Raw genomic sequence first — 25419 nt, 5'->3', positions numbered from 1 at the left:
CTGAGCTTCGTTCGATGCTCAATCTTCCGGGATCAAGCCGGAAAGGTGGCTGAATTCCGCCACGACCCGTTCATAGACGGCGCGCTTGAAGGGAACGATCAGGCCGGGCAGGTCTTCCATCGGCTTCCATTCCCAAGCGTCGAATTCCGGCTCATGGCCGCCGGGCGGCGGGTTGATGGCGATCTCACATTCGTCGCCCTCGAAGCGGAAGGCGAACCAGCGCTGCGTCTGGCCGCGGTACTTGCCCCTCAGCCCGATGCCGATCAGCTGTGGCGGCAGGTCGTAATTGATCCAGTCCTTGGCCTCGGCAAGCAGGGTCACGGTCCGGATGCCGGTTTCTTCGTAAAGTTCGCGATAGGCCGCCTCCAGCGGGTCTTCGCCCTTGTCGATGCCGCCCTGCGGCATCTGCCAGAGCTGGGGTGAACCGTCATACTCCGAATTACCATCAGGAATGCGCCGCCCGGCCCAGACGAGGCCCTCGCGGTTGAGGATCATCACACCGACGCAGGGGCGATAGGGCAGGTCCTCAGCTTTTACGGTCGCTTGGCTCATGGTTTTCTCCGGTCAGGGATTCTTGGGGTCGTTGACGAGTGCAGCAACGCCGACAATCTCGATGCCGCGCATGGTCGCTTCCTCGCTCCATTTGGAGATCGCGTCAATGCTCTCGTCGAAGGCCGAGGCAACACCGATTGCCTGGCCGTTGCGGCGGGCGATGCGCTCCAGTTCGTCGAGTTTCTGCAGGATGGTGTTCACATCGACCTGGCTGTCCAGTTGCAAGTCGGCGAAAGCGTAAGGAAGCTCCGTGCCTTTGGCGACCACGGCGGTCTTGGATTGCGCTGAAGTGCCATCGTCGAGAAACAGCAGCCCGCGCTTGCCGATATCCCGCATGACCGGCTCCATGGCCTTGGGATCGGAGAGGAAACGTCCGCCCAGATAGTTCATGATGCCCGTATAGTTGGTGATCTCGCCCATCGCCCGGTGCAGGCTTTCGAGGTTGTGCGCCACAGGCTTCGACGTCAGCAGCGTATCCGGTCCTGGATCATTAGCTGGGTAATCGAACGGCTCCAGCGGCACCTGCAGCAATATTTCATGGCCGCCGCGCCGCGCATCTTGCATCCAGCGCTGCAGGCTGTTGCCACTGGCGGCGAAGGCAAAGGTGATTTCCTCCGGCAATTGCTTGATGGCGCGCTGCGTGCCGGTCTGGCTGAGACCGAGGCCGCTGAGGACGATCGCGATTCGGGTGCCGCGCGTGCCGGACCACGGCCGCGCATATTGATCCATCGGACGCCGGCCATCGGGACCCGTGATGGGCAGCCGGCCGAAGGGTGTCTCTTCGAGCAGATTGTCGTTGGGGATGGCCGTCATGCGGGGATCCTGGCCCATCTGCATGGAATCGACCAGAACCGGGCCGCTGCCATCGCGCTGGCGAGGGCTGTATTTAGTGACGACAGAACCGTCGCCTGTCACCATCCGTTCTACATTGGCGCCGGATTGTGGCTCGGAGCGCGGCATGCCGTTTGCTGCCTGATTGCCAGATGCCTGCGGCTCCTGGATCGCATCGGTCGGCGGCGCGGCCGCTGTGTCCAGCGATGCCGGAGGCTTCGACTGCTCGAGGCCATCATTGCGAAATGCCGTGTAAAGGGAAAAGCCGCCAATCGCGACAAGACAGACGCTCGCGGCAATCTGTCCGATCCGCAATATGCCGGGGCGCTTTCGCGCGGCCTTGCGGTTGCGGCCTAGAGGTGCATGCAGGTCCGTTCCCAATTCGTTGCCACTCCAAAACCGGGAAACAGCAGAAAGTCTCAAGGCCGGGCGGGCTGCCCGGCCTTGAGATCGATGGATTACTTGGCGACGACGGCCTTTTCAGGGTCCGGCGGGAAGGACGGGTCAGTCTTCTTGCCGCGCAGCAGATCGAGCGCGTAGTTGAGCTGGACGTCATCCTTCGGATCCGGCGGGACGTAGGCAACCGAGCCCGAACCTTCGTCGGTCTCGCTCTGGCCCTTGATGTGGCCGCGCAGGGCAGATTCGCCCTCGGTCACCATCTTGCCTTGCAGATCGGCCGGAAGGGGCTCTTCCACCTTGATGTCAGGCGTAATGCCGGTGCCCTGGATCGAGCGGCCCGACGGTGTGTAGTAGAGCGCCGTCGTCAGGCGCAGCGCACCGTTTTCGCCAAGCGGAATGATGGTCTGGACCGAACCCTTGCCGAAGGAACGCGTGCCGAGAACCGTGGCACGGCGCAGATCCTGCAGGGCGCCGGCAACGATTTCCGACGCGGAAGCCGAGCCGCCGTTGATGAGGACGATCAGCGGCTTGCCATCCGTCAGATCGCCCGGGCCAGCATTGAAGCGGCGGGTTTCATCCGGATTGCGGCCACGGGTCGAAACCACTTCGCCGCGCTGCAGGAAGGCGTCGGAAACATTGATCGCCTGATCGAGCAGACCGCCGGGGTTGAGACGCAGGTCAAGGACGAAGCCCTTGAGCTTGTCGGCCGGAATGGTCGCCTTGATCTTCTGGATCGCCTTTTCGAGGTCCGGATAGGTCTTCTCGGTGAAGGAGATGACGCGCAGATAGCCGACATCGTCCTCGACGCGCGACTTGACCGCCTGAACGGCAACGACGTCACGTACGATCGTAAGTTCGATCGGCTTGTCGGCGCCCTTGCGGATGAGCGTCAGCTTGATCGGCGTGTTGACGGCGCCGCGCATCTTTTCGACGGCGTCTTCGAGCTTCAGGCCGCGAACAGACTGGCCATCGATTTCCGAAATATAGTCGCCGGCCAGAACGCCAGCCTTGGCAGCCGGAGTATCGTCGATCGGGGTGATGACCTTGACGAGTTCGTCTTCCATGGTGACTTCGATACCGAGGCCGCCGAACTCACCCTTGGTCTGGGTGCGCATGTCTTCGGCGTCCTTCGCATTCATGTAGCTGGAATGCGGGTCGAGCGATGAAAGCATGCCATTGATGGCGCTTTCGATCAGCTTGTCCTCGGCCGGCGGCGTTACGTATTGTGCACGCACGCGTTCGAAGACGTCACCGAATACCGAAAGCTCCTTATAGGTCGATGCTCCCGCCGCCTCTGCAGGCACGCCTGCGGAGTAAATGACGCTCATCGCGGTCGCGCCCATCAGTGCGCCGACCAGAACAAGAGAAGCCCTACGAATCATTGCGTGCCTTTCCAGTGTCTTTGGCGGTCCACCACGGTCGGGAATCGACCGGTTTACCGTCCTTTCGAAACTCAATGTAAAGCGTTGGCCGATCTGTTTCCAGCGCCAATGCGGTTGCGCTTGCCACTCTTTTCGCACCCATCACGGCCAGGGGCTCGCCGGAGAAAACGAATTTTCCCTGACGGGTGTTGATCGTATCCATGCCTGAGAGAACCAGGTGATATCCGCCGCCAGCGTCGAGGATAATCATCTGGCCATAGCTGCGGAAGGCGCCGGCGAAAACCACCAGCCCGTCAGCAGGTGCGGTCACCACCGTTTCCGCATTGGTCGCGACCGTCATTCCCATGGCCTCGTGTCCGGTGCCGTCGGCATCGCCGAACTGGCGCAGAATATCGCCTGCCACAGGCAGCTCCAGTTTCGCCTTCAATTCTCCGAAGGGATATGCGGGCGCAATGCGGTTTTTATCGGGCACTCCGCTGTCGGCCAGGGCCTTCGCCTGGGCGCGCTGCTCGTCCGTGAGGAGCTTGCGGTTCTCCTCTGCCTGCCTGGCGGCGGCGGCGGCATCGCGCACGGAGGCGATTTCCGTTTCCATCGAAGCGACGAGGCTTTCGAGCGTCGTTGCCTTGCTTGCCAGCTCCTGAGACCGCTGCTTTTCGGCTTCCAGTTCGGCGGCATTGGAGCGGCTCAGCTTGTCGTTTTCGGCAAGCAGCAGATCCATGCGCCGCTCCTCCTCCAGGCTGTTTGCCATAGTGGTGGTCAGGCCTTCCTTCTCCTTGGCGCTTGCCGTCTGCAAAGCCGCGAGATCGGCGAGATCGGCTGCCAGCTTTTCAGTCTCCTTGCGGATACCGGGAACCACGGCGCCGAGCAGAATGGCGCTGCGGACCGAGGCAAGCGCATCATCGGGTGTGACGAGAAGGGCGGGCGGCGGGTTGCGGCCCATGCGCTGTAAGGCGGCGAGAACCTCGGCCAGGAGGCCGCGGCGCTCATGCAGCGAACGGCGGATGCCATCTTCCTTGACGCCGAGCTCGGCGAGTTTCTTCTCGCTGTCGAGAATTTTGCCTTCCAGGGATTTCCGGCGGGCGGCGGAATCGATCAGTGCCTGTCGAATACTTGCCGTACTCTTTTCCAGATTGTCGATGCTGCTCTGAAGCTCGCTCGCCTTGTCCGAGGAGAGGCTGATCGTCTTCGACAGCTTGTCGAGCTCGGCCCTCGTTTCGTCGCGCTTCTTCGCAAGTTCGGCGGCAGGATCAGGCGGCGGCTGTTTGGCTGATGTGATTGGGGCGGCCGGTTCGGCTGCTGCGGGCGGTGGCGGCGCATCCTGCGCCTGCACGGAAAAGGGGTTTCCCGAAATAACAATGGCGGCCGCACCGAGCCCTGCGGCAACGGCCGGCAGAAACAGGCGGGATCGCTTGGGGGCAGCTCTCGTCATGCGTGTCGGGGTTTACTCGTTCAAATCGCCCGGAACCTAAGCTGATTTGGGGCTGTTGGCCAGAAAGTTTGAATGAGAAGAGGCCCTGAGGCAAAACACGGCTGCGTGAGTGTTTTGGTCTGCATCAGACGCGATGATAAGGGTGGCCGGACAGGATGGTCACGGCCCGATAAAGCTGTTCGGCAATGAGCGTGCGGACAATCTGATGAGGCCAGGTCATCTTGCCAAGGCAAAGGATCATGTTGGCGCGGTCGTAGAGGGAAGGGTCGAGGCCATCGGCACCGCCGATTGCGATCATCAGGTCGCGTTTGCCTTGATCGCGGTAGCCGCCGAGAAGATTGGCGAAAGCTTCGCTGTCCAACGCCTTGCCGCGTTCGTCGAGGAGAACGAGGACACTGCCTTCGGGGAGCGATTTCAGCAGCATGGCCGCTTCCTCGCGCTTGCGGGTGTCCGCATTGGAGGCGCGGCTTTCGGCTACTTCGGCGATACGAGAAAATTCCAGGCCGATCGCAGGACCGGCCTTTGCAAAACGGTCGAAATAACGGGCCGCAAGATCCTTTTCGGGGCCGGGCTTCAGCCGTCCCACCGCAAAAAGACCAATCCGCATTCATCCGCTCCTGCTATGCCGCGCTTCCGAAGCGCAATGTGGACTTACCGGCCAGCTATCGAAAGCCGGCCCGGTCAGCTACCACGTCTCAGGCGCCGGGCGAATGCCAGGCTGCCTGTCAGTGCCGCGTTTCCTCGTCCATATCCGGAGCCGCCCACATCTTTTCGATGTTGTAGAACTCACGAATTTCGGGACGGAACACATGCACAATGATGTCACCGGTATCGATCAGGATCCAGTCACCGCCTTCCTGACCTTCGACGCGGGCAGTACCGAAGCCCTCGTCCTTGAGATCAGTCAGAAGATGATCGGCGATCGCCATGACATGCCTGTTCGAACGGCCGGAGACGACAACCATGTAGTCTCCCAGCGCCGATTTTCCGGCAATGTTGATGGTGACGATATCTTCAGCTTTGGAGTCCTCGAGGCTGACGAGGACGGCTTCCAGAGCACGGGCGGCGGCATCGGCGCCACGTTCCGCACCCTTCGGGATAACGGCAAGCGTTTTTCCCTTGGCGTGTACTGTTGTCAGTGCTTTCCCTTTCCTGGAATGACAAACCATGCACAACACGGATCCAGCACAACCGGATCATGGTTAAGATAGGCATCAAACCATTAATGTTTCAAGACGCGGCGCAGCGCGCGAACGGCCGAAAGCCGCATTTGGCGTCACGAAATCGAGATTTCGACCCTCGGTCGAGATGGAGGTGCGGTGTACAGCGTCTGCGGTCGGGCGTAAAGTGCCGGTGATTTCCGCAAATACCGACCGACATGACCGAAACCGCCAAAAATCCGCTCGCACCTGTCCTGCGAATCACCTTTCCCGATGACGATCGCCTCGGCCACGGCAAGATGGAGCTGCTCGAGCATATCCGCGAGACAGGTTCGATCTCGGCCGCCGGCCGCGCCATGGACATGTCCTATCGCCGTGCCTGGATGCTGGTCGCCGAGATGAACCGCATGTTCAAGGCGCAGGTGGTGGAATCGCAGCGCGGCGGCCAGAAGGGCGGCGGCGCGGCACTGACGCCATTCGGGGAGCAATTGCTGGCGCGCTTTCGCGACATGGAAAAGACGGTGCGCACCAGCCTTGCCGATGATCTCGCCTGGCTGGAAAACAACCGTAATCTGCAGCCGGACGATCGGCGCTGATCAGGCTTCCAGCGCCACGGTCTTGATAACGGCGAAAGCCGGCATGCCCGGGCGTAATCCCAGACGCTCGCAGGACAGCGCGGTGATGCGCGAGAGCACGGCGTTGCCGGTGCAATCGAGGCGGATCTCGACGGTTCCATCCTCCGTCGGCGAAATCTGCGTGACGGTTCCTTCCAGAATGTTGAGGGCGCTCAACCCTTCCGGCTTCCGTGTTGCCAGCATCACGTCTCGGGCGGGGATGTGGATGCGCACAGGCTTGCCTATGGCGGGCGCAGCACCCGGAACATAGAGCCTGCCCGCCTTCAGCAGCACTGTCGAAATCCGATGGGCCAAATCGATACTTTCGACTGTGCCCTCCAGCACTGCACCGGCTTCCTTTCGGTCTTCCGGGAGCAGCGACGAACGGCTGAGGATTTCTGCTGCGGGGCCTGCGGCTTCCACTTTGCCGTCGCGCATGACCACGACCTGATTTGCCAGGCGCGCGACTTCGGAGATCGAATGGCTGACGTAGACGATCGGAATATCCATCTCGTCACGCAGACGCTCGAGATAGGGCAGAATCTCGGCCTTGCGGGCTTCGTCCAATGCGGCCAATGGCTCGTCCATCAGGAGCAGGCGCGGCGAAGAAAGCAGTGCGCGACCGATCGCGACACGCTGCTTTTCGCCCCCCGACAGCTTTGAAGGGCTGCGGGCGAGCAACTGGCCGATGCCGAGCAGGTCGACGACACGATCGAAATTTTCAATGCGTGCGGATCTCGGCGTGAACCAGCGGCCGTAGGCGAGATTTGTCCGGACGCTCAAATGCGGAAAAAGCCGGGCTTCCTGGAAGACGTAGCCGAAGCGGCGGCGGTGCCGGGGAATGAAGATGCCCTTTGCCGTATCCGTCAGCGCCTCGCCGTCGAGCAGGATCCGGCCTTCGGTCGGTCGGGTAAGGCCAGCAATGATGCGGATCACGGAGGTCTTGCCAGAGCCGGAACGGCCGAAGAGCGCCGTCACGCCGCGTTCGGAGGTGAAGGCGGCATCGAGCCCGAAGGCGCCGAGGCGATGTCTTGCTTCGACGATGAGTGTCATTCCGGATCGATCCTCCTGCCGGCGAGATAGGCGAGGAATTCCGAAGCGAGCAGGGCCAGCATGGAAATGGCGATGGAAATGAGGGTGAGCCGCATCGCGACGGCGTCACCACCGGGCACCTGGGTAAAGGTATAGATGGCAGTCGACAGGGTCTGCGTTTCGCCCGGGATATTGGAGACGAAGGTGATGGTGGCGCCGAACTCGCCCATCGCCTTGGCAAAGCAGAGGATCATGCCGGTAATGACGCCGGGAATGATCAGCGGCAGCGTGACGGTCAGGAAGACCAATGCCGGGCTCGCGCCGAGCGTTCCGGCCGCTTCCTCGAGCTTGCGGTCGACGGCCTCGATGGAGAGACGGATGCTGCGCACCATCAGTGGAAAGCCCATGACGCCGCAGGCGAGTGCTGCACCCGTCCAGCGGAAGGAAAGCACGATACCCAGATATTGATCCAGCAGGCTGCCGATCGGGCCGCGGCGGCCGAAAAGGATGAGGAGAATGAAGCCGGTAACAACAGGTGGCAGGATCAGCGGCAGATGGACGATGCCATTTAGGATGGACTTGCCCCAGAAGCGGCCGCGGGCAAGCAGCAGGGCGACGAGGATGCCGAGCGGCAGGCTTGCCACCATGGCGACGAAGGAAATGCGCAGGCTCAGCAGGATCGCCGTCCATTCCTCATCGCTCAAGCCGAACATATCCAAGCGTCATCTTCTCCGAAACAGTGAAGGCCCGCCGAAGCGAGCCTTCACGCTAAGCTTTGGCCCCCAATTACGCAATTATTTCAGGATGGTGAAACCCTGCGCAGTGAAGAAAGGGGCAGCCTTGTCCGACTTCAGGAAGTCGAGATAGGCAGCGGCATCCGGGTTCTTGCTCTCGGCAAGCAGGGCGATCGGATAGATGATCGGCGGGTGGGAATCGGCCGGGAAGGTGCCGACGATCGCAACGCCCTTATCGGCGGCCGCATCGGTCTGATAGACGATGCCGTATGGCGCTTCGCCGCGGGAAACGAGGGCGAGGGCGGCACGCACGCTTTCTGAATAGGCGACCTTGGTTTCCACGGACTTCCAGACGCCGAGTTTGTCGAGTGCTGTCTGGCCGTACTTGCCGGCCGGAACCGATTTTGGCTCACCCATGGTGAGCTTGCCGTCGCCGATGAGGCTTGCGAGATCGAAGCCCGCCTTGATTTCAACTGGCTTCTGCTTGCCGTTTTCAGCGACCAGAACAAGGCGGTTGCCGAGCAGGTTGGAGCGTGTGTCCACCTTGATCAGCTTTTTATCGGCGACGTAATCCATCCAGTTCAGGTCGGCAGAAATGAAGACGTCAGCCGGGGCTGCATTTTCGATCTGCTTTGCCAGCGCGCCGCTTGCCGCGTAAGAAGCAACAGCTTCCTTGCCGCTTTCCATGGCCCAGGCGGCGTTGGCCGCATCAAGCGCATCCTTAAGGCTTGCGGCGGCGAAGACGGTTACCTTTTCGGCGGCTGCGACAGGCGTCGAAAGCGCTGCTGCGCCAAACCAGATCGCCGAGATCACGGCGGTTGCCAGTTTCATCCAGTGGCGGCGGCTCTGCATAATTTATTCTCCCCAGGCTCGAAATATTTAGACGAATATAACGGCGTGTGAACTTTGGCTAGTTGTATTTCATAAAACATAACGACGGCGGAGACGTGATTTGCCCGCGCCGTCTCTTCACGCATTCGTGAGGCGCATGGCTCCCGTCAAGCCGAGAGTTCGTGAGGCAAAAATGTGGCGCTTCTGCTTGGTAAATGGCAAGGGATCTGGCGAGCCAGTTTGGATCAACCTGTTTTTGCTGATAAAACTGGCAGGGAATTCAATTCAGTTCCACGGAGGTTTGCATTTCGTGCATTGCTGCAATGCACTAGCCTATATTCACCTTCTGAACAAATGTGCTAAAACACAATCATCCGACGGCTTCTCCTCCTCCCATAGCCGTCCGATAGGATCGACAACACTCCTCCTCCCAGTTGTCGGTCAAGTTTTAAGCCCGACGCACCTCCTCCCGCGTCGGGCTTTTCATTTCTGGGAACTTTCAAACAATCCGATTTATTCCGCGGCCTTGTGCTGATCGCCGTTGCGGATGGCTGTCGAGCTCAAAGTCGAGCGTGGACCGTGAATGAAGGTCCAGGCGGGCGCCGGCTTCTTCCAGAGAACACGGGCATCATCTTCGTCGATGCGGGCAAAGGCAAAGGTCTTGGCCATTTTCGAGGAAAGGTAAGAGAGCGTCGAGCCCGGTCGGTCGATGACAGCGATCGGAAAGGTTCGCGCGATATTCTGCCATTTCTGCCAGCGATGGAAATTTTCCAGGCTGTCGGCGCCCATGATCCAGATGAAATGCACATGCGGATTGCGCGCCTTCACGCGGGCAAGCGTATTGGCCGTGTAGCTCACGCCAGATGCCTGTTCGAAGGCTGTGACCTTGATATGCGGGTCGGTGGCAATGCTTTCGCTGCGCGCTATACGCTCCGAAAGTGGTGCCAGATAATTGCGGCTTTTCAACGGATTGCCCGGTGTCACCATCCACCAGAGCTGATCCAGACCCAGGCGGCGGATGGCGATTTCGGCAACCAGGGCATGGCCCTCATGCGGCGGATTGAATGAGCCGCCGAACAGACCGACGATCATGCCGCGTTCGCTATGCGGCATGCGGAGATAGCGCCGGTCTATATGCTCTGTGGTCACGTCAGGGCCGCGTCTGTCCATGACCGCGAACGCGGTATTTGAAGGAGGTGAGCTGCTCGACGCCAACAGGGCCGCGAGCATGCATCTTGCCGGTGGCGATGCCGATCTCCGCACCCATGCCGAATTCGCCGCCATCGGCAAACTGGGTGGAGGCGTTATGCAGCAGGATGGCCGAGTCGATCTCCGTAAAGAAGCGTTCGACGACTTCGGGGTCTTCGGCAAGCACGGCTTCGGTATGGTTCGACGAATATTTCTGGATATGGTCGATCGCGCAGGAAATGCCGTCAACGACTGCAACGGAAATGACGGCATCCAGATATTCGGTCGACCAGTCTTCTTCGGTGGCAGGCTTCAGGCCCGGCACGACCTTGAGAACCGTGGCCGAACCGCGAACCTCGCAGCCGGCTTCAACTAGGACCTCGATCAGCGGCGTCAGATGCGTGCCGATGGCGGCGCCGTCGACCAGCAGGGTCTCGGCTGCGCCGCAGACGCCGGTGCGGCGCATCTTGGCGTTGACGATGATGTTCTTGGCCATTTCGAGATCGGCGGAGGCGTCGACATAGATATGGCAGAGGCCTTCGAGATGGGCGAAAACCGGTACGCGTGCCTCGCTCTGAACGCGAGCAACGAGGCTCTTGCCGCCGCGGGGCACGATAACGTCGATTGCACCATCAAGCCCGCGCAGCATGGCGCCAACAGCGGCGCGATCGGTCACGGGCACAAGCTGGATCGCATGCTCCGGCAAGCCGGCTGCCTTCAGGCCCTCGACCATGCAGGCATGGATCGCAGCCGAGGAACGGCGCGAATCCGAACCGCAGCGCAGGATCACCGCATTGCCGGCCTTCAGGCAGAGCGCACCGGCATCGGCCGTGACGTTCGGCCGGCTTTCGAAAATGACACCGATGACGCCGAGTGGCGTACGGACACGTTCGATCTTCAGGCCATTCGGGCGATCCCAGGCGGCGATGACTTCGCCGACGGGGTCGGGAAGAGCCGCAATCGCGCGAATACCCTCGGCCATTTCCGTGACGCGCTTATCGTTCAGCGTCAGGCGGTCGACGAAGGAGGCGAGCATGTCCGTGCCCTCCACATCCTTCAAATCCTTGGCATTTTCCGACAGGATCTGAGCCTTGTTCGCCATGATAGCATCGGCCATGGCGTTCAGTGCCTTGTTCTTCGCATCGGTGGAGGCAAAGCCCAATGGTCGCGCGGCGGCCTTGGCCTTGCGGCCGATGTCGTTCATCAGCACGTCAATGTCAGGGCTCTGCGCAACTGTATCAAGCATAGCTTGCGTCCTTCTTCTGCCTTTCCGATTTCGAACCGATCTGTGCCGTCATGACCATATCGTCGCGATGGACCATGGCGGCGCGGCCGGGATAACCGAGGATCGCCTCGATGTCAGCCGATTTGCGGCCGGCGATCTGGCGGGCCTCCTCCGCATCGTAGCTGACCAGCCCACGGGCGATCTCGCGACCGGAGGGGGCGATGATCGCAACCGTATCGCCGCGGGCGAAATTGCCGGAGATGCTGCGCACGCCAGCGGGCAGCAGGCTCTTGCCAGCGCCGAGCGCCGTGACTGCGCCTTCATCGAGATGCAGCATGCCGGCCGGCTGAAGCTGTCCGGCGATCCAGGTTTTCCGGGCAGTGACGGGCGTGCCCGAAGGCGCAAACCAGGAGGAGCGCGCACCGTTTTCGATTGCCGAAAGCGGGCTTTCCGTCTTGCCCGACGCGATGATCATGGCGCAGCCCGAAGTCGTCGCAATCTTGCCGGCATCGATCTTGGTGCGCATGCCGCCGCGTGAGAGTTCGGAGGCCGCACCACCGGCCATGGCTTCGATCTCGGGGGTGATTTCCGCAATGGTTTCCAGGAATTGCGCATCCGGATCGAGATGCGGCGGGGCGGTGTAGAGACCGTCTATATCGGAGAGAAGGATCAGGAGGTCGGCGCCGGTCATGGTGGCGACGCGGGCAGCGAGGCGATCATTGTCGCCATAACGGATTTCGCTGGTCGCGACCGTGTCGTTCTCGTTGATGATGGGCACGGCGCCGATCTTCAGAAGCTGGTTGATGGTGGCGCGGGCGTTGAGGTAACGGCGCCGCTCTTCGGTATCGCCCAAGGTCAGCAGGATCTGGCCGGCGACGATCTCATCATGTGAGAGGCTTTCGGACCAAGCCCGGGCCAACGCGATCTGGCCGACGGCCGCTGCCGCCTGACTTTCCTCCAGCTTCAGGGCGCCGGAGGGAAGATCGAGCACCGAACGGCCAAGAGCGATGGCGCCGGAGGAGACCACGAGCACATCGACGCCTTTGGATTTCAGCGCAGCGATATCGGCGCACATGGCATCGAGCCATGATTTCTTCAGGCCGGTCTTGCGATCGACCAAGAGCGCCGAGCCGATCTTGATGACGACGCGGCGATAGCGATCCAGCGGCTTGCGGCTACTCATCGCTCTCGTCCTCGTCGGTGAGGATCATGTCGCGATGGCGCAGTTTTGGCGTCTTGGCCGGCTTCTCTACGGTATTGGCTTCGACGATGATGTCGCGCAGCGCGCGCAGCACTTCCGTCATTCCCTTGCCGGTGACGGCGGAAATCAGGAAGGGTGTTTTGCCGCAGGCCTTGGCGAGTTCCTTGGCCTTCTTCTTCAGGGTCGCATCGTCGAGTACGTCGATCTGCGAGAGTGCAACGATTTCCGGCTTGTCGACCAGGTCGTTGCCATAGGCTTCGAGCTCGTGCTTCACCGTCTTATAGGCTTTGCCGACCTTTTCCTCCTGGGCAGAGACGAGATGCAGCAGCACGCGCGTGCGCTCGACATGGCCGAGGAAGCGGTCGCCGATGCCCACGCCCTCATGCGCGCCTTCGATAAGACCGGGAATATCGGCAAGGATGAATTCCCGCTCGTCGATGGTGGCAACACCGAGGTTAGGGTGCAGCGTCGTGAAGGGGTAATTGGCGATCTTCGGCCGGGCGCGTGTCACGGAAGCGAGGAAGGTGGACTTGCCGGCATTCGGCAGGCCGACGAGGCCGGCATCGGCAATCAGCTTCAGATGCAGCCAGATGGTCTTTTCTTCGCCCTCCAGGCCGGGATTGGCCCAGTCCGGCGCCTGATTGACCGAAGACTTGAAGTGGGCGTTGCCGAAGCCGCCATTGCCACCTTTTGCGAGGCAGAAGCGCTGGCCTTCCTCGGTCAGGTCGCAGATGAGGCTTTCCTGATCCTCTTCGAATATCTGTGTGCCGACGGGAACCTTGAGCGTCACGTCGTCGCCATTGGCGCCGGTGCGATTCTTGCCCATGCCGTGCATGCCGACCTTGGCCTTGAAGTGCTGCTGGTAGCGAAAATCGATCAGTGTGTTGAGGCCATTGACGGCCTCTACCCAGACGTCGCCGCCGCGCCCGCCGTCGCCGCCATCCGGCCCGCCGAACTCGATGAACTTCTCACGACGGAAGGAAACGCTGCCTGCGCCGCCATCACCCGACCGGATATAGACCTTTGCTTCATCGAGAAATTTCATTTTACTTCCAGTACTCGGTGCGTTTGGGCGACCCCTCTTGGCCCATTCGATATAGGCGGTTCAGGCGGAGGTCAAAGAATATCGTGATTTTTGCGAGCTATAACATACAGTACGGCTTCGGTCTCGATGGCAGATACGATCTGGAACGCATCGCCAAAAGTCTCGAAGGCGCTGATGTCATCGCCCTGCAGGAGGTGACGAGAGGTTTCGTTCGGAACGATTATGCCGACATGCCCGCCATCATTGCGGCCTTGTTTCCCGACCATTTCTGGGTCTATGGACCGGCCTGCGACATACATGTCGAGGCGCCGGAAGGCCAGGTTTCCCCGCCGCGCGGCACCCGTTTCCAGTTCGGCAATATGGTTCTGTCGCGCTGGCCCATCCTGTCGACGCGAACGCTGCTTCTGCCGCGCAGCCGCACGGTCGACAAGATCAATTTGCAGCGCGGCGCGACGGAAGCCGTTATTGCCATCCCTGATGGTGCTGTCCGCGTCTATTCCGTCCATCTCGACCACGTTTCCATCGACGAGCGCATTGCGCAGCTCCACCATCTCGGCGACCGCATCAATGCGTTCACTCAGGAGGGTGCGTCGCTGACCGGAGCCTGCGAATTCGGGCTTCCCGAGCCGCCGCTCCCGGAGGATTACGTGATCATGGGCGATTTCAATATGGAGCCGGAATCGCCGGAATACTGCACCTTCGCCGGCGCTTTTGACGGGTTTTATGGTCGCACGGCGCGGATCGGCACGCCGATCGATGCCTTTGCGGCGCTTGGCGCCTATGGGCCCGGCAGCTACAGCTGGATGGATCCGGAAGATCACGGCAAGCGCATGCATATCGATTACTGTTTCGTCAGTTGCGGCCTCAAGGACCGGTTGAAATCCGCTGTCATTGATACGAATTCCCTGGGTTCCGATCATTTTCCCCTGAGGGTCGAGATCGGCGATTGAAAGGACGCCGCCCTTAAAGCGTGCCGCGATCTTCAGATCGCTCACCTCGCTTTAAGGTCTTTGTTTCGTGCATGTCGTTATCGCAAAACCGCTGCACACTTTTGCGCGACATGCATCAGAGCGGCGTCCTTCCGATGTCAGGCGACCTTTTTCTGCTGCAGAGCACCTGGCTGCAGCACGGTTTCGATATGGGCGACCATGGTGTTGCGGGCGAAAGAGTAGATTTCGCTGCAGCCGGTCATCCGGAAACCGAGCTTCTCCTGCAGCCGGAGCGATGCAGGATTGTCGGCAAAGACGCCCGAATGAACCGGAACGTCAGGCATGCGCCGCGAGAAACGCTCCAGCACGGCTTCCGCCGCCTCGCTCATATAGCCGCGCTGCCAGTAGTAGCGGTTCAGCCAGTAACCGAGGTGCCAGCGGCCGTGACGAAGTTCTATCGACACATTGCCGATGTGGACGTCGTCATTGCCTGTTATTGCCAGCGCCCAATCCGGCATGACGCCCGATATGACCGGAATCAGCCAGTCCAGCGCATCCTGCCGGTCGTAAGGGGCGGGAACGCGGGCCAGCATGCGGGTGACTGCGAAATCGGAAAGTGATTCCGCAATCGCCGAAGCGTCACTCAGCCTATGGGGACGAAGCGTCAGCCTCGCCGTTGATATGAGCGGCGCGGGGCCGGGCATCATGGGCTTGGTCCCGGGTCTTTGTAGGGGTGCGGCGTTCATGAGATTGCACCCCAGCTTCTGAGCGACATCCAGGTCTTGCGGTCGAGCCGGTACCATTCGACCGGCACGTTGCTGCCGAGTGCCAGCGATGCGGCAAGGCCGGATCCCTGGAACTGGAAGCCGCACTTCTGGATGACGCGGCGCGAAGCGACGTTCATGACCCGGCAGCGGGCATCGATCTGCTCGACCTGCTGCCGCGTCCTGAACACCATGTCGACGAGGGCATGGCAGGCCTCGGTCATATAACCCTGGTTCCAATAGGGTTCGCCCAGCCAGTAGCCGATCTCGACGGTCTTCTCGTCGGTATGCGGCTCTATTCCGCAGCAACCCATGAAGGCGCCATTCTCGGCCTTGGTGATGGCATAGACGCACTTGCCAATCTCGCCATTTCGCGTACGCCAAACAAAGTCGGCGGCATCATTGGCGGTATAGGGGTGCGGCATACGCGATACCATGGTGGCGACTTTGGCGTTGTTGGCGAGATGGGCAAGGGCGTCAATGTCTTCTTCGTGGGGCGCGCGCATGACGAGCCTTTCCGATAACAAGACAGGGCAATCGGTCCTTAGCCGCTCCGGCCTCAGCCGTTCCGTGGAAGACCGCTGGTCTTCCCGGGTTGACCGTGATTGGTCGACCCTTATCAATTCGCCTTGCATGTTCAGTCCTCCTGTTTGGACAAAGAAAAAGGGGAGATGGCGCCCCATCTCCCCTGTTTTCTGGACTGAACCTGGTACGGTCAGCCGGGTCGATGAGACGCCGGCTGTTTTTGAGCGCTACCGGCTTATTCCGCTGCTTCCGCTTTCGGCATTACAGACACGTACACGCGACCATTGGCCTTCGTTCGGTAGTCCACATTGCCAGCCGTAAGCGCAAAAATGGTATGATCCTTGCCGAGGCCGACATTGGCGCCCGGATGCCACTGCGTACCGCGCTGGCGAACGATGATGTTGCCGGCTACGACGTTCTCGCCGCCGAACTTCTTCACGCCGAGGCGCTTGGAATCGGAATCGCGACCGTTACGCGAGGAACCGCCAGCTTTTTTATGTGCCATTGGAGTTCTCCTTTAAACCTGAAACCCGTTGATCTTACTTGGCAGCCACGATGTCCGTGATACGGACAACCGTGTGATGCTGGCGATGGCCGCGCGAACGCTTCGAATTTTGACGACGGCGCTTCTTGAAGGCGATAACCTTCTTGCCGCGGGTCTGGTCGACGACTTCCGCCTTGACGGAGGCGCCGGCTACGAAGGGCGCACCGATCGCTGCGTCGGCGCCTTCGCCGATCACGAGGACTTCGGTGAATTCAATGGAGTCGCCAGCGGTGGCTTCAAGCTTCTCGATGGTCAGCACGTCGTTGGCTGCCACACGGTACTGCTTACCGCCGGTCTTGATGACTGCGAACATTATTTTATCCTTTCATGTTCGATCCAGCTCTCCCCGCAATACGCAGGTGGCTGTCTTCTTATCAGTCGAAGTTAAGCAGGGATTTCAGGGACTAGCCCGGAACTCTGGTCTGCCGGTGAAACCCCGCGCGAGCGCGAGGCGGGCAAGGGGCGGATTACTCCACTCCTATTGCGAAAGCGGGATACGCGAGTGACAAAAAGGTGTCAAGGCAAAAGGATGGAAAAGCTTGAGATTTCGGCTTGCCAGTCTGTCATTTGCTCGTTATGAGAACGCCCGCGCCGAACAAGCGCCGACCAAATATGCGGAGAGGTGGCAGAGTGGTCGAATGCACCGCACTCGAAATGCGGCATACCTGCAAGGGTATCGTGGGTTCAAATCCCACCCTCTCCGCCACGTCCTTTTCATAACCCTTATGAAAAGTGCTTTTTCAGCGCGGATGGCGTGATACCTGTTGTTTACCCTGATCTCAATTCTGCCAATAAGGTCGATTTCAGTTCGCAGAACGTGATCGGCTAGTGGGATATGCTTACGAGTCAGTGCTTTAACCGGCAGTGATGTGGCGCCACTATGTCGCTGATAACTAAAGGCTTTTCATAATGCTTGTTTCAGCCTGAGGTCGGCCGCGTCGAAACAGCATGCGAAACCTGCCGATGTCACAGATCAAACCTCCAGCGCTCACAATATCCGTTCTACTCAGCGATCATTTATTCTTCAGGAGCCACATTTTGCCTGCCATGGTAATGCCCTGCGCGGAGGTTTCCGGGGTCGCATCTGCGTCCAGGCTCTGCAGAAAGCCGTAATCTCGCAATTCGTTCAACGTGGCCGTTGTCAGGAATTTCACCTTGATTGGCCGCTCCTTGAAACGGTCGGTCCTGGCATAGGTGACGGTGGCGTTCAGATGGGTCCATTTATTGCCGTCCTGGGCAAACAGGTCACCGTCCTTGGCGAGCTTTAAACCCCTGATCTGGGTCGGCGTCAGCGAGACCAGTGGCGCCGGCGCGGTGTCTTTGGTGCTTTTTTCGGTTGTAGTCAAAGTTAGGTCCTTGAATGGTGTAATCGTTTTGAAATGCGGGTCTGTGACATTCTCTGCAGTCGCCTTTTATCGCCGCGCGCAGCACGGACATGGCAGGCTTGGCAGCGGGTTTGCGACCGGCATCTGCGATTTCGACCCGATACGGTTGAAAGCCGGCGGTAGCAGCTCTTCGGCATGGGCAGATTGCGGATCGGTGGCAGTTCAATACCAACGAAAAAGGCCAGACATCCGCCTGGCCTTCTATGCCTTCATCACCATGCCAGTACATCCGTGGTCATGGGGAGTTAAGCCTTAAGCGGCCTGAAGCTGGCCTGCGGACATTTTGCCGGACCTTTGGTCCTGCTCAAGTTGATAGCCAAGCTTCTGACCTTCAACGATCGAGCCCATGCCGGCGCGCTCGACTGCGGAGATGTGAACGAAGACGTCCGCACTGCCGTCGTCAGGCTGAATGAAGCCGAAGCCCTTGGTGGCGTTGAACCATTTAACTGTGCCGGTGGTCATAACAAACCCTTTCATAGCAACGATTAATCTGCCGCCGGGCGACGCACGGCGGTTGTTTCGACTTTTGAGAGGGAAAGTTGATCAAGAAGCGCGAAGCGCAGCAAAAACAAATAACGGCAAACAAAGTATCGATGGCGCTCTATATCCATTACTGGTTATCGCGTCAACCTTTGTTCCTCAAAGTTTTGAATTCGCTACCAGAGGATGTATTTCTGACTCGTTGATCTGGATCTCACTCTAATCGGCTTCGGAGATCGATATTGCGTTCGCGGGTTGGGTTGCGTGTGCGACCGACAAGACCAGCTTTCTCTTCGAGGCGGCAAGCGTCTTGACCGTTCATCCGGGTGCCCGCAACGGATTTACCCCTCAATTTCTCTCGCGAAACTATGCAATCATCTGTGGTGGTGCAACTTTTCAGGGCTTCAAGGGCTGTGATCGCCGCTCTTCCTCCGTGTAAATCTCACAACGATTTGAAAAGAGCTTTTCGCTGAGAAAATCGACGAGAACGCGGACCTTGGGTGAAAGATGCCGGTTGGATGGCCAGAGCAGGTGGAACTGGGCAGGGGCGTCTATATGGGCGTCCAGCACGGTGCGCAGCCTGCCGTCGGCCAGTGGGTCGCGCGCGAGAAAATCCGGCATGCAGCCGATGCCCATTCCGCTGATGGTGGCGCCGCGCAGCGCCTCCATATTGTTGCACGTCAGTACCGTTCGCGTTCTGATTTCCGGATGGTCAGGGGAGAGGCTGAGCGGCCAAGGCTGCAGCTTTCCGGAATTGGGAAATCGGAACCGGACGCTCCGATGGCCTTCGAGATCACGGAGGCAATCGGGGGTGCCGTGTTTCTCCAGATAGGCAGGCGCGGCGCATAGCAAGAGTTGAAACGGGCGCAGCGCACGCGACATCAGTCTCGAATCCGGTAAGGTTCCACTGCGGATTGCAACATCGACGCCTTCTTCGATCAGGTCGACAATCCGGTCGTTGAAGTCGAGATCCAGTTCGACCTCCGGGTAGAGTTTCACAAATTCCGGCAGGATCGGCAGGATCAGATGGTAGCTGACAAGCGGCACGCTGACGCGCAGCCGTCCCCGAGGGGTCGCGACAGCCTGTGCCAGTGAGGCCTGGGCGTCTTCCAGGTCATCAAGGATACGCCGGCAACGCTCGTGGAACAGGCGGCCTTCTTCCGTCAGCCGCAAGCTTCGTGTCGAGCGCTGGAACAGGCGGACGCCCAGCTGTTGTTCAAGCGCGGTCACAGCCTTGCCGACAGCGGAGGCGGAAAGGCCGAGAGCACGCCCGGCGGCGACGAAACTTCCGAGATCCGCCGTTCTGACAAATGCCGTGAGGCCACCCAGCGGCTGGTCCATATGCAGGTCCATTCGAGCGGTTTCTTCCTTTATACGCGGAACAAACCATAGGTTATCGAAGAATTATCCTCAATTTATGCTGCTTTCCGCAATCGAAGTCCAGGCGTTTCAGCGCCCCGCGCCCCTCCCAAGCGCGTCCCACCCTCGAACCAGCGGATATCAGATGACCGTTCCCCACAAGTCCAAACCTACAAGTATCGCGGAGAAAATCTTCGTCTTGATCGCCGTCTGCTCTGCGGCCGCGGCTATGCCGCTCACATTCACTGGTCCCGCGGTGGCCCTGCCGGCGATCAGTGCCGAACTTGGCGGCAGCCCTATTGCCCATAATTGGGTCACCAATGCCTTCATGCTGACATTCGGCAGCACATTGATGGCGGCCGGCGCGCTGGCAGACAGCTATGGCCGCAAACGCATCTTCCTGTGTGGCCTTGCCGCCTTCATCCTGTTTGCCGGCGGGCTTGCTTTTTCGCCTGACATTATCTGGTTCGACAGCCTTCGCGCGCTTCAGGGTTTCGGCTCGGCCGCGGCCTTTTCCGGCGGAATGGCATCGCTGGCACAGGAGTTTGACGGAAAGGAACGCATGCGCGCCTTCAGTCTCGTCGGTGCAAGTTTCGGTATTGGCCTGGCGTTCGGACCGATGGCGTCGGGCATGATGATCGAGGCCTTCGGGTGGCGAGCGATTTTCGCACTCGTGGTTGGCCTCGCAATCATCGCTTTCGTTTTCGGGGCGGTATTCCTGACGGAAACCCGCGACCCCGAGGCAAGGGGGCTCGATTGGCCGGGCGCTATCAGCTTCACGCTCGCCCTATCGCTCTTTACTTATGGCGTGCTGCGGGTGCCGGAAAGCGGCTGGGGCGATGCTCTCACGCTTGGGCTCATTCTTGGCTCGGCGCTGCTGATAGCCCTCTTCTGCTTCATCGAGCATCTCGTAAAGCGGCCGATGCTTGATCTGACGCTTTTCCGCTACCCTCGCTTTGTCGGTGTGCAGCTTCTGGCGGCGGCTCCCGCTTATGCTTTCGTCGTCCTGCTGATCCTGCTGCCGGTGCGCTTCGTCGGTGTCGAGCGTTTGAGTGCGGTTGCCGCCGGACAGATGATGATCGCGCTTTCCGGTCCGCTTCTCATCCTGCCGATCGCGGCCGGGCTGCTGACCCGGTGGTTGCCGGCAGCAACGATCTGCAGCGTCGGTCTCGTCATTTCGGCTGCCGGTCTCTTCTGGCTCGCGCACATTCCCGTCGGTTCGGACCATGTGGCGCTTATCGCACCGCTGCTGACGATCGGTATCGGCATCAGCCTGCCCTGGGGTCTCATGGACGGACTTGCCGTCAGTGTCGTGCCGAAGGAGCGTGCCGGCATGGCAACCGGGATCTTCAGTACGACCCGCGTTGCCGGCGAAGGGGTGGCGCTCGCTATCGTGAGTGCGGTCCTCTCCGCACTGACGCAGTCCTATCTTGGAACAAGCCATGAAGCGACAGTGGCGGCACAGCGACTGGTGACGGGGGATCTCAACGGTGCGGGCCAGGCTCTTTCCGGCATGGGAGAACTGGAACTCATCCGTGCCTATAATAGTGCCTTCGGCCTGCTTCTGTGGTTTCTAACCGGCATTACCATTCTGACGGCAATCGTCATTTTCACCTTCATGGGACGAGGTACCGGTGAAGCCGAGGAAGCGGTTGAAGAGTCTATCGCTGTTTGAACATATCAGGGCGGACGAACGTTTCCGCCCTTTTAACTATAGCCAACGAAAAACTACTCTTTTCTAAGCAATTTATCCTGCAAAATTACATCCCGCAGTAACGACTCCTAAAGTCCAGGCTGGCACCTTTATTCTCATTGGTATTGCGTGTGCGTATTTATTGGCTGGGGTTTTTGCAATGAGTCGTAATCGGGATGATTGGGTCAGCCAGCGGGCATATGCCATCTGGGAAGAGGAAGGCCGGCCGCATGGTCGGGGCGAAAGCCACTGGGCGCAGGCGCACAGAGAATTCGAACAGCTTGAAGCCACCAAGGCCTCTGCCGATGGGAGCGATCTCATCGAAAAGCTGAAGGCAGCCGGGCGCCTGATGCGCGCTTATGACGAGGCTGAGGCGCAGGATAGTGATAGCAGCCGGCGCAAGGCGGCTGGCCGCTAGGCTCGGCTGAGGCCGGCGTCGCAGAGGCGCTTTTATATACTGAATGCTAAAGGCTGCTGGCCGTCGCGCCGGCGGCTTTTTCATTGTCAGGCGGGCTTGTTCGCAATCATGGCCTGAACGGTCCTCGGTTCTGTATGTTCATCGAAGCCCCCAACCGAGCATCGCAGCTCCTTCCGATCCTGCCCCGATTACTGGCGAGCGGCCCAACTGAGACCGCGCCGGAGAATGAGGGGCATGTAGGGGTGGCTGAATTCAGCGGCGACATGGCCAAGTGCGGAATAGAAGATGCGGCCCTCGCCGAAATGTCGCTTGAAGACGACGGGCATCGCGACATTGCGCGCGGCAGGATCGTACTGGCCGGTGAAGGTCGTGGTAGCGAGGATTTCGACCGAGGGATCATAGTGCAGATAATACTGCTCCGAGCGGTAGTCGAAGTCTGGAATGCCCTCCATTAACGGATCGTCCTGCCGCGTTACGGCAACCCGGAAGTCAATGACATTGCCGGGATGGGCAACCCAGGTGACGCCGGAGACGTAGCGGAAGGGGGCACTTTCCTTGAAGGAGGTGGCAAGGCAGCCGTGATGGCCGCCGAGGCCGAGGCCACCGCGAACAGCTTCGACCAGGGCATCCGCATGCGGCTTTTCCAGCTTCTCGCCGGTAATGATCGGCACCAGCAGATCGGCGCTGGCGAGGAGCGGCGACCCGAATATGCCTAGATCATTGGTGATTTCGACTGCAAAGCCATCCTCGCGCAGCAATTCGCCAACGATATTGGCGGAGGGCTCCGGCTCGTGGCCCAGCCAGCCGCCCCAGACGATGATCGCCTTTTTCATATTTCCTCCTCTAGGCCTGAATAAGCAGGCTTTCGACGGTAACATTATAGCGCAACGGTTCGTCGGCCAGATGTCGCCTGATCTCTGCGACAACTAAACGGCTGAGACGGCCGCGTTCATTGCCGACGTCGCTAGCGATATAACGAATGTCTCCGATGCGAAAGCCGTTGCCGGCACACTCGAGACGTGTCCGGTTTTTTATGTGGCCGGCAAGTCAATCGCCCTGCCGAAAGGCGTATTCCGTATGCAAGCCGTCTCTAATCTTCTTATTTTTGCAGATATGTAACCGAGATAACTTTTTACTGACGTGTAACTTGGCTAAGGTCTGCGCATCTGTGGCTTGCAAAAGGTGAGATGTATGGCAGGTGAAACGGTACTCGTCGTTGGCGGCGCTGGGTATATTGGCTCGCATACGTGTCTCGATCTGGCGAACAAGGGTTACAAGCCCGTCGTCTTCGATAATTTTTCCAACGGCCATCGCGAATTCGTCAAATGGGGACCGGCGGAAGAGGGTGATATTCGCGATCGCGCCCGGCTCCATGAGGTGCTGGCAAAGCACAAGCCGTCGGCGATCCTGCATTTCGCGGCGCTGATCGAAGTCGGCGAATCGGTCAAGGATCCGGTCTCCTTCTATGAGAACAACGTCATCGGCACGCTGACGCTGCTGTCGGCAGCGCAGGCCGCCGGCATCAATGCTTTCGTCTTCTCCTCCACCTGCGCGACCTATGGTCTGCCGCAGAGCGTGCCGCTCGATGAGACGCACCGTCAGGTGCCGATCAATCCCTATGGCCGTACCAAATATATCGTCGAGCAAGCGCTTGCCGATTACGACCAGTACAAGAGCCTTCGCTCCGTCGTGCTGCGCTACTTCAATGCTGCCGGTGCCGATTTCGAAGGCCGGGTCGGCGAATGGCACCAGCCGGAAACGCATGCGATCCCGCTGGCGATCGATGCGGCGCTGGGCCGTCGCCAGGGCTTCAAGGTTTTCGGCAGCGATTACGAGACGCGCGACGGCACCTGCGTGCGCGACTATATCCATGTTCTCGATCTTGCCGACGCGCATGTGCGCGCCGTCCAATATCTGCTGGATGGCGGCGAATCCGTCGCGCTCAATCTCGGCACGGGCACCGGTACCACTGTGAAGGAATTGCTCGGCGCCATCGAGGACGTCTCCAACAAGCCCTTCCCGGTCGAGTATATCGGTCGTCGCGAAGGCGATTCGCACACGCTGGTCGCCAATAACGACAAGGCGCGGGACGTGCTGGGCTGGGTGCCACAGTATGATCTCTCGCAGATCATTCAGTCGGCCTGGAACTGGCATGCGAGATCAAATCATCACTGAACGCGGGTCACGGCGCAACGTTCTCGTCATCACTGCGGATCAATGGCGCGGCGATTGCCTCTCGGCTGTGGGGCACGCCTGCGTCCGGACACCGAATGTCGATGCCCTGGCGAAGGAGGGAACGCTTTTCCGTCGCCATTATGCCGGTGCGGCTCCCTGCTCGCCAGCGCGCGCCACACTTTATACCGGCCTCTACCAGATGAACCACCGGGTCTGCCGGAACGGCTCGCCGCTCGACCGGCGGTTCGACAATCTGGCGCTGGCGGCAAGACGGGCGGGTTACGATCCGACGCTGTTCGGCTATACGGACACGGCGCCCGATCCGCGCGATATGGATGTCAATGATCCGCATCTGACGACCTATGAAGGTGTGCTGCCGGGTTTCACTGTTCGCCAGCTTCTGCCGGAGCATGAGAGGCAATGGCTTTCCTGGCTGCGTTCGCGCGGCCGCGCTGATGCCGTCAGCCGTGATATCCATATTCCGGTCGGCACTGCAGCAGGGGAAATCTCGAATGCGGCGCCAGCCTATTCGCGCGAAGAGACGCAGACCGCTTTCCTGGCCGGGGAATTCACCCGCTGGATGGGCGAGCAGGATGCGCCGTGGTTCGCGCATATTTCCTTCCTGCGGCCGCATCCGCCCTTCTCTGTGCCGGAGCCATACAACCGCATGTTCAAGCCGGACGAAGGCCCGGCATTTGCACGTGCGATAGGCCGCGAAATGGAACAGCAAGGCCATCCCTATCTCGCCTATGCCATGCCGCGTGCCGACAAGGGCAGTTTCATCCATGGGGCGGAAGGGCCGCTCAGCGATTTGAGCGCTGCCGACTTCGACGCCATCAGGTCGATCTACTACGGCATGATTGCCGAGGTAGACGACCAGCTCGGGCGTATCTGGCAAGCGCTGAAGGATGCCGGCGAGTGGGACAACACGATCGTCGTCTTCACGTCCGATCATGCCGAGATGGCGGGTGATCACTGGACCCTCGGCAAAGGCGGCTATTTCGATGGCAGCTATCATATTCCGCTCGTCATCCGCGATCCTGGCGCGGCTTCCGCCGGCGGTATCGTCGAGAAATTCACCAGTGCCGCCGATGTGTTCCCTACGCTCTGCGATCGGCTCGGTATGAGGCCTGCCAATGGCATCGATGGGCGCTCGCTTGCGCCTTTCCTCGATGGCGGCGCAGCGCAGGGCTGGCGGGATGCGGCTTTCTGGGAATTCGATTTCCGGGATATCGTTCATGGCGAGGCGGAGCGGTATTTCGGCCTTCGGTCGAACGAGTTGAATCTTGCCGTCATCCGCGACGAGCAATTCAAATACGTGCATTTCACCGCATTGCCGGCGCTGCTTTTCGATCTCGTCAACGATCCGATGGAGCTGCGCAATCTTGCCGATCATCCGGCCTATGCCTCGGTGCGGCTCAACTATGCTGAACGGCTGCTGTCGCTCAGGGCGCGGCATCTGGATCAGACGCTTGCCTATACCGAACTGACGGAAAGAGGGCCGGTAATGTACCGGCCCTGATT

At 60.0% G+C, this 25419-nt stretch carries 27 protein-coding genes and 1 tRNA gene; 7 read left to right on the top strand and 21 right to left on the bottom strand.

Annotation, left to right across the window (positions count from 1 at the left end; translation table 11 throughout):
* Window positions 1–18: 18 nt before the first annotated feature.
* From AB8B33_RS22095 to rsfS, 6 genes are all read right to left on the bottom strand, one after another.
* Complete coding sequence (locus tag AB8B33_RS22095; RefSeq protein ID WP_439016890.1) at window positions 19–552, bottom strand: RNA pyrophosphohydrolase; 534 nt, start codon at window positions 550–552, stop codon at window positions 19–21.
* Between the two features lie 12 nt (window positions 553–564).
* Window positions 565–1764 carry a divergent polysaccharide deacetylase family protein gene (locus tag AB8B33_RS22090; RefSeq protein WP_439016889.1) on the bottom strand — a complete coding sequence of 400 codons (1200 nt, stop codon included), beginning with the start codon at window positions 1762–1764 and terminating at the stop codon, window positions 565–567.
* 77 nt (window positions 1765–1841) lie between these two features.
* A complete protein-coding gene (locus AB8B33_RS22085) occupies window positions 1842–3164 on the bottom strand; it encodes a S41 family peptidase (RefSeq protein WP_113183655.1) in 1323 nt (440 codons plus the stop codon).
* Entirely contained in the window at window positions 3154–4563 is a 1410-nt protein-coding gene (locus AB8B33_RS22080; protein ID WP_439017287.1) for a murein hydrolase activator EnvC family protein, read from the bottom strand. Before AB8B33_RS22080 ends, AB8B33_RS22085 begins: the two co-directional genes overlap by 11 nt.
* A 154-nt stretch (window positions 4564–4717) precedes the next feature.
* Window positions 4718–5200: a 23S rRNA (pseudouridine(1915)-N(3))-methyltransferase RlmH gene (gene rlmH, locus AB8B33_RS22075; protein WP_439016888.1), complete on the bottom strand. Its 483-nt coding sequence runs from the start codon at window positions 5198–5200 to the stop codon at window positions 4718–4720.
* Window positions 5201–5318: 118 nt separating this feature from the next.
* A complete protein-coding gene (rsfS, locus tag AB8B33_RS22070; RefSeq protein ID WP_007824813.1) occupies window positions 5319–5762 on the bottom strand; it encodes a ribosome silencing factor in 444 nt (147 codons plus the stop codon).
* 209 nt (window positions 5763–5971) lie between these two features.
* On the opposite strand from rsfS, the gene AB8B33_RS22065 reads away from it, so the two are divergent.
* Entirely contained in the window at window positions 5972–6349 is a 378-nt protein-coding gene (locus AB8B33_RS22065) for a winged helix-turn-helix domain-containing protein (RefSeq protein WP_439016887.1), read from the top strand.
* Here AB8B33_RS22065 and modC read toward each other — a convergent pair whose 3' ends face one another.
* The 7 genes from modC to obgE form a co-directional block, all read right to left on the bottom strand.
* Window positions 6350–7420, bottom strand: coding sequence for a molybdenum ABC transporter ATP-binding protein (modC, locus tag AB8B33_RS22060; protein ID WP_439016886.1), 1071 nt, complete (start codon window positions 7418–7420; stop codon window positions 6350–6352).
* The gene (modB, locus tag AB8B33_RS22055) at window positions 7417–8118 is read right to left on the bottom strand and encodes a molybdate ABC transporter permease subunit (RefSeq protein WP_439016885.1); all 702 of its coding nucleotides are present in this window, start codon (window positions 8116–8118) and stop codon (window positions 7417–7419) included. The genes modC and modB overlap by 4 nt, the downstream gene beginning before the upstream one ends.
* 75 nt (window positions 8119–8193) lie before the next feature.
* Window positions 8194–8985: a molybdate ABC transporter substrate-binding protein gene (modA, locus tag AB8B33_RS22050; RefSeq protein ID WP_439016884.1), complete on the bottom strand. Its 792-nt coding sequence runs from the start codon at window positions 8983–8985 to the stop codon at window positions 8194–8196.
* Between the two features lie 492 nt (window positions 8986–9477).
* The gene (locus tag AB8B33_RS22045) at window positions 9478–10077 is read right to left on the bottom strand and encodes a nicotinate-nucleotide adenylyltransferase (RefSeq protein WP_439017286.1); all 600 of its coding nucleotides are present in this window, start codon (window positions 10075–10077) and stop codon (window positions 9478–9480) included.
* A gap of 37 nt (window positions 10078–10114) precedes the next feature.
* A complete protein-coding gene (locus AB8B33_RS22040) occupies window positions 10115–11398 on the bottom strand; it encodes a glutamate-5-semialdehyde dehydrogenase (protein ID WP_439016883.1) in 1284 nt (427 codons plus the stop codon).
* Complete coding sequence (proB, locus tag AB8B33_RS22035; protein ID WP_439016882.1) at window positions 11391–12560, bottom strand: glutamate 5-kinase; 1170 nt, start codon at window positions 12558–12560, stop codon at window positions 11391–11393. The genes AB8B33_RS22040 and proB overlap by 8 nt, the downstream gene beginning before the upstream one ends.
* On the bottom strand, window positions 12553–13623 hold the full coding sequence (gene obgE, locus AB8B33_RS22030; RefSeq protein WP_310389691.1) for a GTPase ObgE: 1071 nt from the start codon (window positions 13621–13623) through the stop codon (window positions 12553–12555). Before obgE ends, proB begins: the two co-directional genes overlap by 8 nt.
* An 83-nt stretch (window positions 13624–13706) precedes the next feature.
* Between obgE and AB8B33_RS22025 the strand changes: the two genes are divergently transcribed.
* On the top strand, window positions 13707–14573 hold the full coding sequence (locus AB8B33_RS22025; RefSeq protein WP_439016881.1) for an endonuclease/exonuclease/phosphatase family protein: 867 nt from the start codon (window positions 13707–13709) through the stop codon (window positions 14571–14573).
* Window positions 14574–14710: 137 nt separating this feature from the next.
* On the opposite strand, the gene AB8B33_RS22020 is transcribed toward AB8B33_RS22025, so the two are convergent.
* The 4 genes from AB8B33_RS22020 to rplU all read right to left on the bottom strand — a co-directional run bounded on the left by AB8B33_RS22020 (window position 14711) and on the right by rplU (window position 16698).
* Entirely contained in the window at window positions 14711–15298 is a 588-nt protein-coding gene (locus AB8B33_RS22020) for a GNAT family N-acetyltransferase (RefSeq protein WP_439016880.1), read from the bottom strand.
* Window positions 15295–15951 carry a GNAT family N-acetyltransferase gene (locus AB8B33_RS22015; RefSeq protein ID WP_310389685.1) on the bottom strand — a complete coding sequence of 219 codons (657 nt, stop codon included), beginning with the start codon at window positions 15949–15951 and terminating at the stop codon, window positions 15295–15297. Before AB8B33_RS22015 ends, AB8B33_RS22020 begins: the two co-directional genes overlap by 4 nt.
* 125 nt (window positions 15952–16076) lie before the next feature.
* A complete protein-coding gene (gene rpmA, locus AB8B33_RS22010) occupies window positions 16077–16346 on the bottom strand; it encodes a 50S ribosomal protein L27 (protein ID WP_007824841.1) in 270 nt (89 codons plus the stop codon).
* Between the two features lie 34 nt (window positions 16347–16380).
* A complete protein-coding gene (rplU, locus tag AB8B33_RS22005; protein WP_088677425.1) occupies window positions 16381–16698 on the bottom strand; it encodes a 50S ribosomal protein L21 in 318 nt (105 codons plus the stop codon).
* Window positions 16699–17001: 303 nt separating this feature from the next.
* Here rplU and AB8B33_RS22000 point away from each other — a divergent pair.
* Window positions 17002–17091 (top strand) — tRNA-Ser (locus AB8B33_RS22000).
* A gap of 307 nt (window positions 17092–17398) precedes the next feature.
* Here AB8B33_RS22000 and AB8B33_RS21995 read toward each other — a convergent pair.
* The 3 genes from AB8B33_RS21995 to AB8B33_RS21985 all read right to left on the bottom strand — a co-directional run bounded on the left by AB8B33_RS21995 (window position 17399) and on the right by AB8B33_RS21985 (window position 19591).
* Window positions 17399–17686, bottom strand: coding sequence for a hypothetical protein (locus AB8B33_RS21995; protein WP_162747993.1), 288 nt, complete (start codon window positions 17684–17686; stop codon window positions 17399–17401).
* A gap of 336 nt (window positions 17687–18022) precedes the next feature.
* Window positions 18023–18232 (bottom strand): cold-shock protein, encoded by a 210-nt coding sequence (locus tag AB8B33_RS21990; RefSeq protein ID WP_007824862.1) that lies wholly within the window; start codon window positions 18230–18232, stop codon window positions 18023–18025.
* A 414-nt stretch (window positions 18233–18646) separates the two neighbouring features.
* Entirely contained in the window at window positions 18647–19591 is a 945-nt protein-coding gene (locus AB8B33_RS21985) for a LysR family transcriptional regulator (protein WP_439017285.1), read from the bottom strand.
* Window positions 19592–19754: 163 nt separating this feature from the next.
* Here AB8B33_RS21985 and AB8B33_RS21980 point away from each other — a divergent pair, with 163 nt between their 5' ends.
* Entirely contained in the window at window positions 19755–21284 is a 1530-nt protein-coding gene (locus tag AB8B33_RS21980; protein ID WP_439016879.1) for an MFS transporter, read from the top strand.
* 178 nt (window positions 21285–21462) lie between these two features.
* The gene (locus tag AB8B33_RS21975) at window positions 21463–21720 is read left to right on the top strand and encodes a DUF2934 domain-containing protein (RefSeq protein WP_439016878.1); all 258 of its coding nucleotides are present in this window, start codon (window positions 21463–21465) and stop codon (window positions 21718–21720) included.
* 188 nt (window positions 21721–21908) lie between these two features.
* Here the strand turns inward: AB8B33_RS21975 and AB8B33_RS21970 are convergent, their stop codons facing one another.
* On the bottom strand, window positions 21909–22553 hold the full coding sequence (locus AB8B33_RS21970) for a ThuA domain-containing protein (protein WP_439016877.1): 645 nt from the start codon (window positions 22551–22553) through the stop codon (window positions 21909–21911).
* Window positions 22554–22911: 358 nt separating this feature from the next.
* Here AB8B33_RS21970 and galE point away from each other — a divergent pair, with 358 nt between their 5' ends.
* Together galE and AB8B33_RS21960 are read left to right on the top strand one after the other, a co-directional pair.
* A complete protein-coding gene (gene galE / locus AB8B33_RS21965) occupies window positions 22912–23895 on the top strand; it encodes a UDP-glucose 4-epimerase GalE (RefSeq protein ID WP_439016876.1) in 984 nt (327 codons plus the stop codon).
* Complete coding sequence (locus AB8B33_RS21960; RefSeq protein WP_439016875.1) at window positions 23873–25417, top strand: alkaline phosphatase family protein; 1545 nt, start codon at window positions 23873–23875, stop codon at window positions 25415–25417. Before galE ends, AB8B33_RS21960 begins: the two co-directional genes overlap by 23 nt.
* The last annotated feature ends 2 nt before the right edge of the window (window positions 25418–25419 follow it).

Origin of the sequence: Rhizobium sp. 768_B6_N1_8 (assembly GCF_051811225.1) — a bacterium.
Taxonomy (GTDB): domain Bacteria; phylum Pseudomonadota; class Alphaproteobacteria; order Rhizobiales; family Rhizobiaceae; genus Rhizobium.
This window is presented reverse-complemented; position numbering and strand designations above follow the sequence as displayed.

Coding starts and splice junctions, on each gene's coding strand:
- AB8B33_RS22095 (WP_439016890.1), bottom strand. CDS start 552: ATGAGCCAAGCGACCGTAAAAGCTGAGGACCTGCCCTATCGCCCCTGC.
- AB8B33_RS22085 (WP_113183655.1), bottom strand. CDS start 3,164: ATGATTCGTAGGGCTTCTCTTGTTCTGGTCGGCGCACTGATGGGCGCG.
- rlmH (WP_439016888.1), bottom strand. CDS start 5,200: ATGCGGATTGGTCTTTTTGCGGTGGGACGGCTGAAGCCCGGCCCCGAA.
- rsfS (WP_007824813.1), bottom strand. CDS start 5,762: ATGGTTTGTCATTCCAGGAAAGGGAAAGCACTGACAACAGTACACGCC.
- AB8B33_RS22065 (WP_439016887.1), top strand. CDS start 5,972: ATGACCGAAACCGCCAAAAATCCGCTCGCACCTGTCCTGCGAATCACC.
- modC (WP_439016886.1), bottom strand. CDS start 7,420: ATGACACTCATCGTCGAAGCAAGACATCGCCTCGGCGCCTTCGGGCTC.
- modA (WP_439016884.1), bottom strand. CDS start 8,985: ATGCAGAGCCGCCGCCACTGGATGAAACTGGCAACCGCCGTGATCTCG.
- AB8B33_RS22045 (WP_439017286.1), bottom strand. CDS start 10,077: ATGCCGCATAGCGAACGCGGCATGATCGTCGGTCTGTTCGGCGGCTCA.
- AB8B33_RS22040 (WP_439016883.1), bottom strand. CDS start 11,398: ATGCTTGATACAGTTGCGCAGAGCCCTGACATTGACGTGCTGATGAAC.
- proB (WP_439016882.1), bottom strand. CDS start 12,560: ATGAGTAGCCGCAAGCCGCTGGATCGCTATCGCCGCGTCGTCATCAAG.
- obgE (WP_310389691.1), bottom strand. CDS start 13,623: ATGAAATTTCTCGATGAAGCAAAGGTCTATATCCGGTCGGGTGATGGC.
- AB8B33_RS22020 (WP_439016880.1), bottom strand. CDS start 15,298: ATGAACGCCGCACCCCTACAAAGACCCGGGACCAAGCCCATGATGCCC.
- AB8B33_RS22015 (WP_310389685.1), bottom strand. CDS start 15,951: ATGCAAGGCGAATTGATAAGGGTCGACCAATCACGGTCAACCCGGGAA.
- rpmA (WP_007824841.1), bottom strand. CDS start 16,346: ATGGCACATAAAAAAGCTGGCGGTTCCTCGCGTAACGGTCGCGATTCC.
- rplU (WP_088677425.1), bottom strand. CDS start 16,698: ATGTTCGCAGTCATCAAGACCGGCGGTAAGCAGTACCGTGTGGCAGCC.
- AB8B33_RS21990 (WP_007824862.1), bottom strand. CDS start 18,232: ATGACCACCGGCACAGTTAAATGGTTCAACGCCACCAAGGGCTTCGGC.
- AB8B33_RS21985 (WP_439017285.1), bottom strand. CDS start 19,591: ATGGACCAGCCGCTGGGTGGCCTCACGGCATTTGTCAGAACGGCGGAT.
- AB8B33_RS21980 (WP_439016879.1), top strand. CDS start 19,755: ATGACCGTTCCCCACAAGTCCAAACCTACAAGTATCGCGGAGAAAATC.
- AB8B33_RS21975 (WP_439016878.1), top strand. CDS start 21,463: ATGAGTCGTAATCGGGATGATTGGGTCAGCCAGCGGGCATATGCCATC.
- AB8B33_RS21970 (WP_439016877.1), bottom strand. CDS start 22,553: ATGAAAAAGGCGATCATCGTCTGGGGCGGCTGGCTGGGCCACGAGCCG.
- galE (WP_439016876.1), top strand. CDS start 22,912: ATGGCAGGTGAAACGGTACTCGTCGTTGGCGGCGCTGGGTATATTGGC.
- AB8B33_RS21960 (WP_439016875.1), top strand. CDS start 23,873: ATGCGAGATCAAATCATCACTGAACGCGGGTCACGGCGCAACGTTCTC.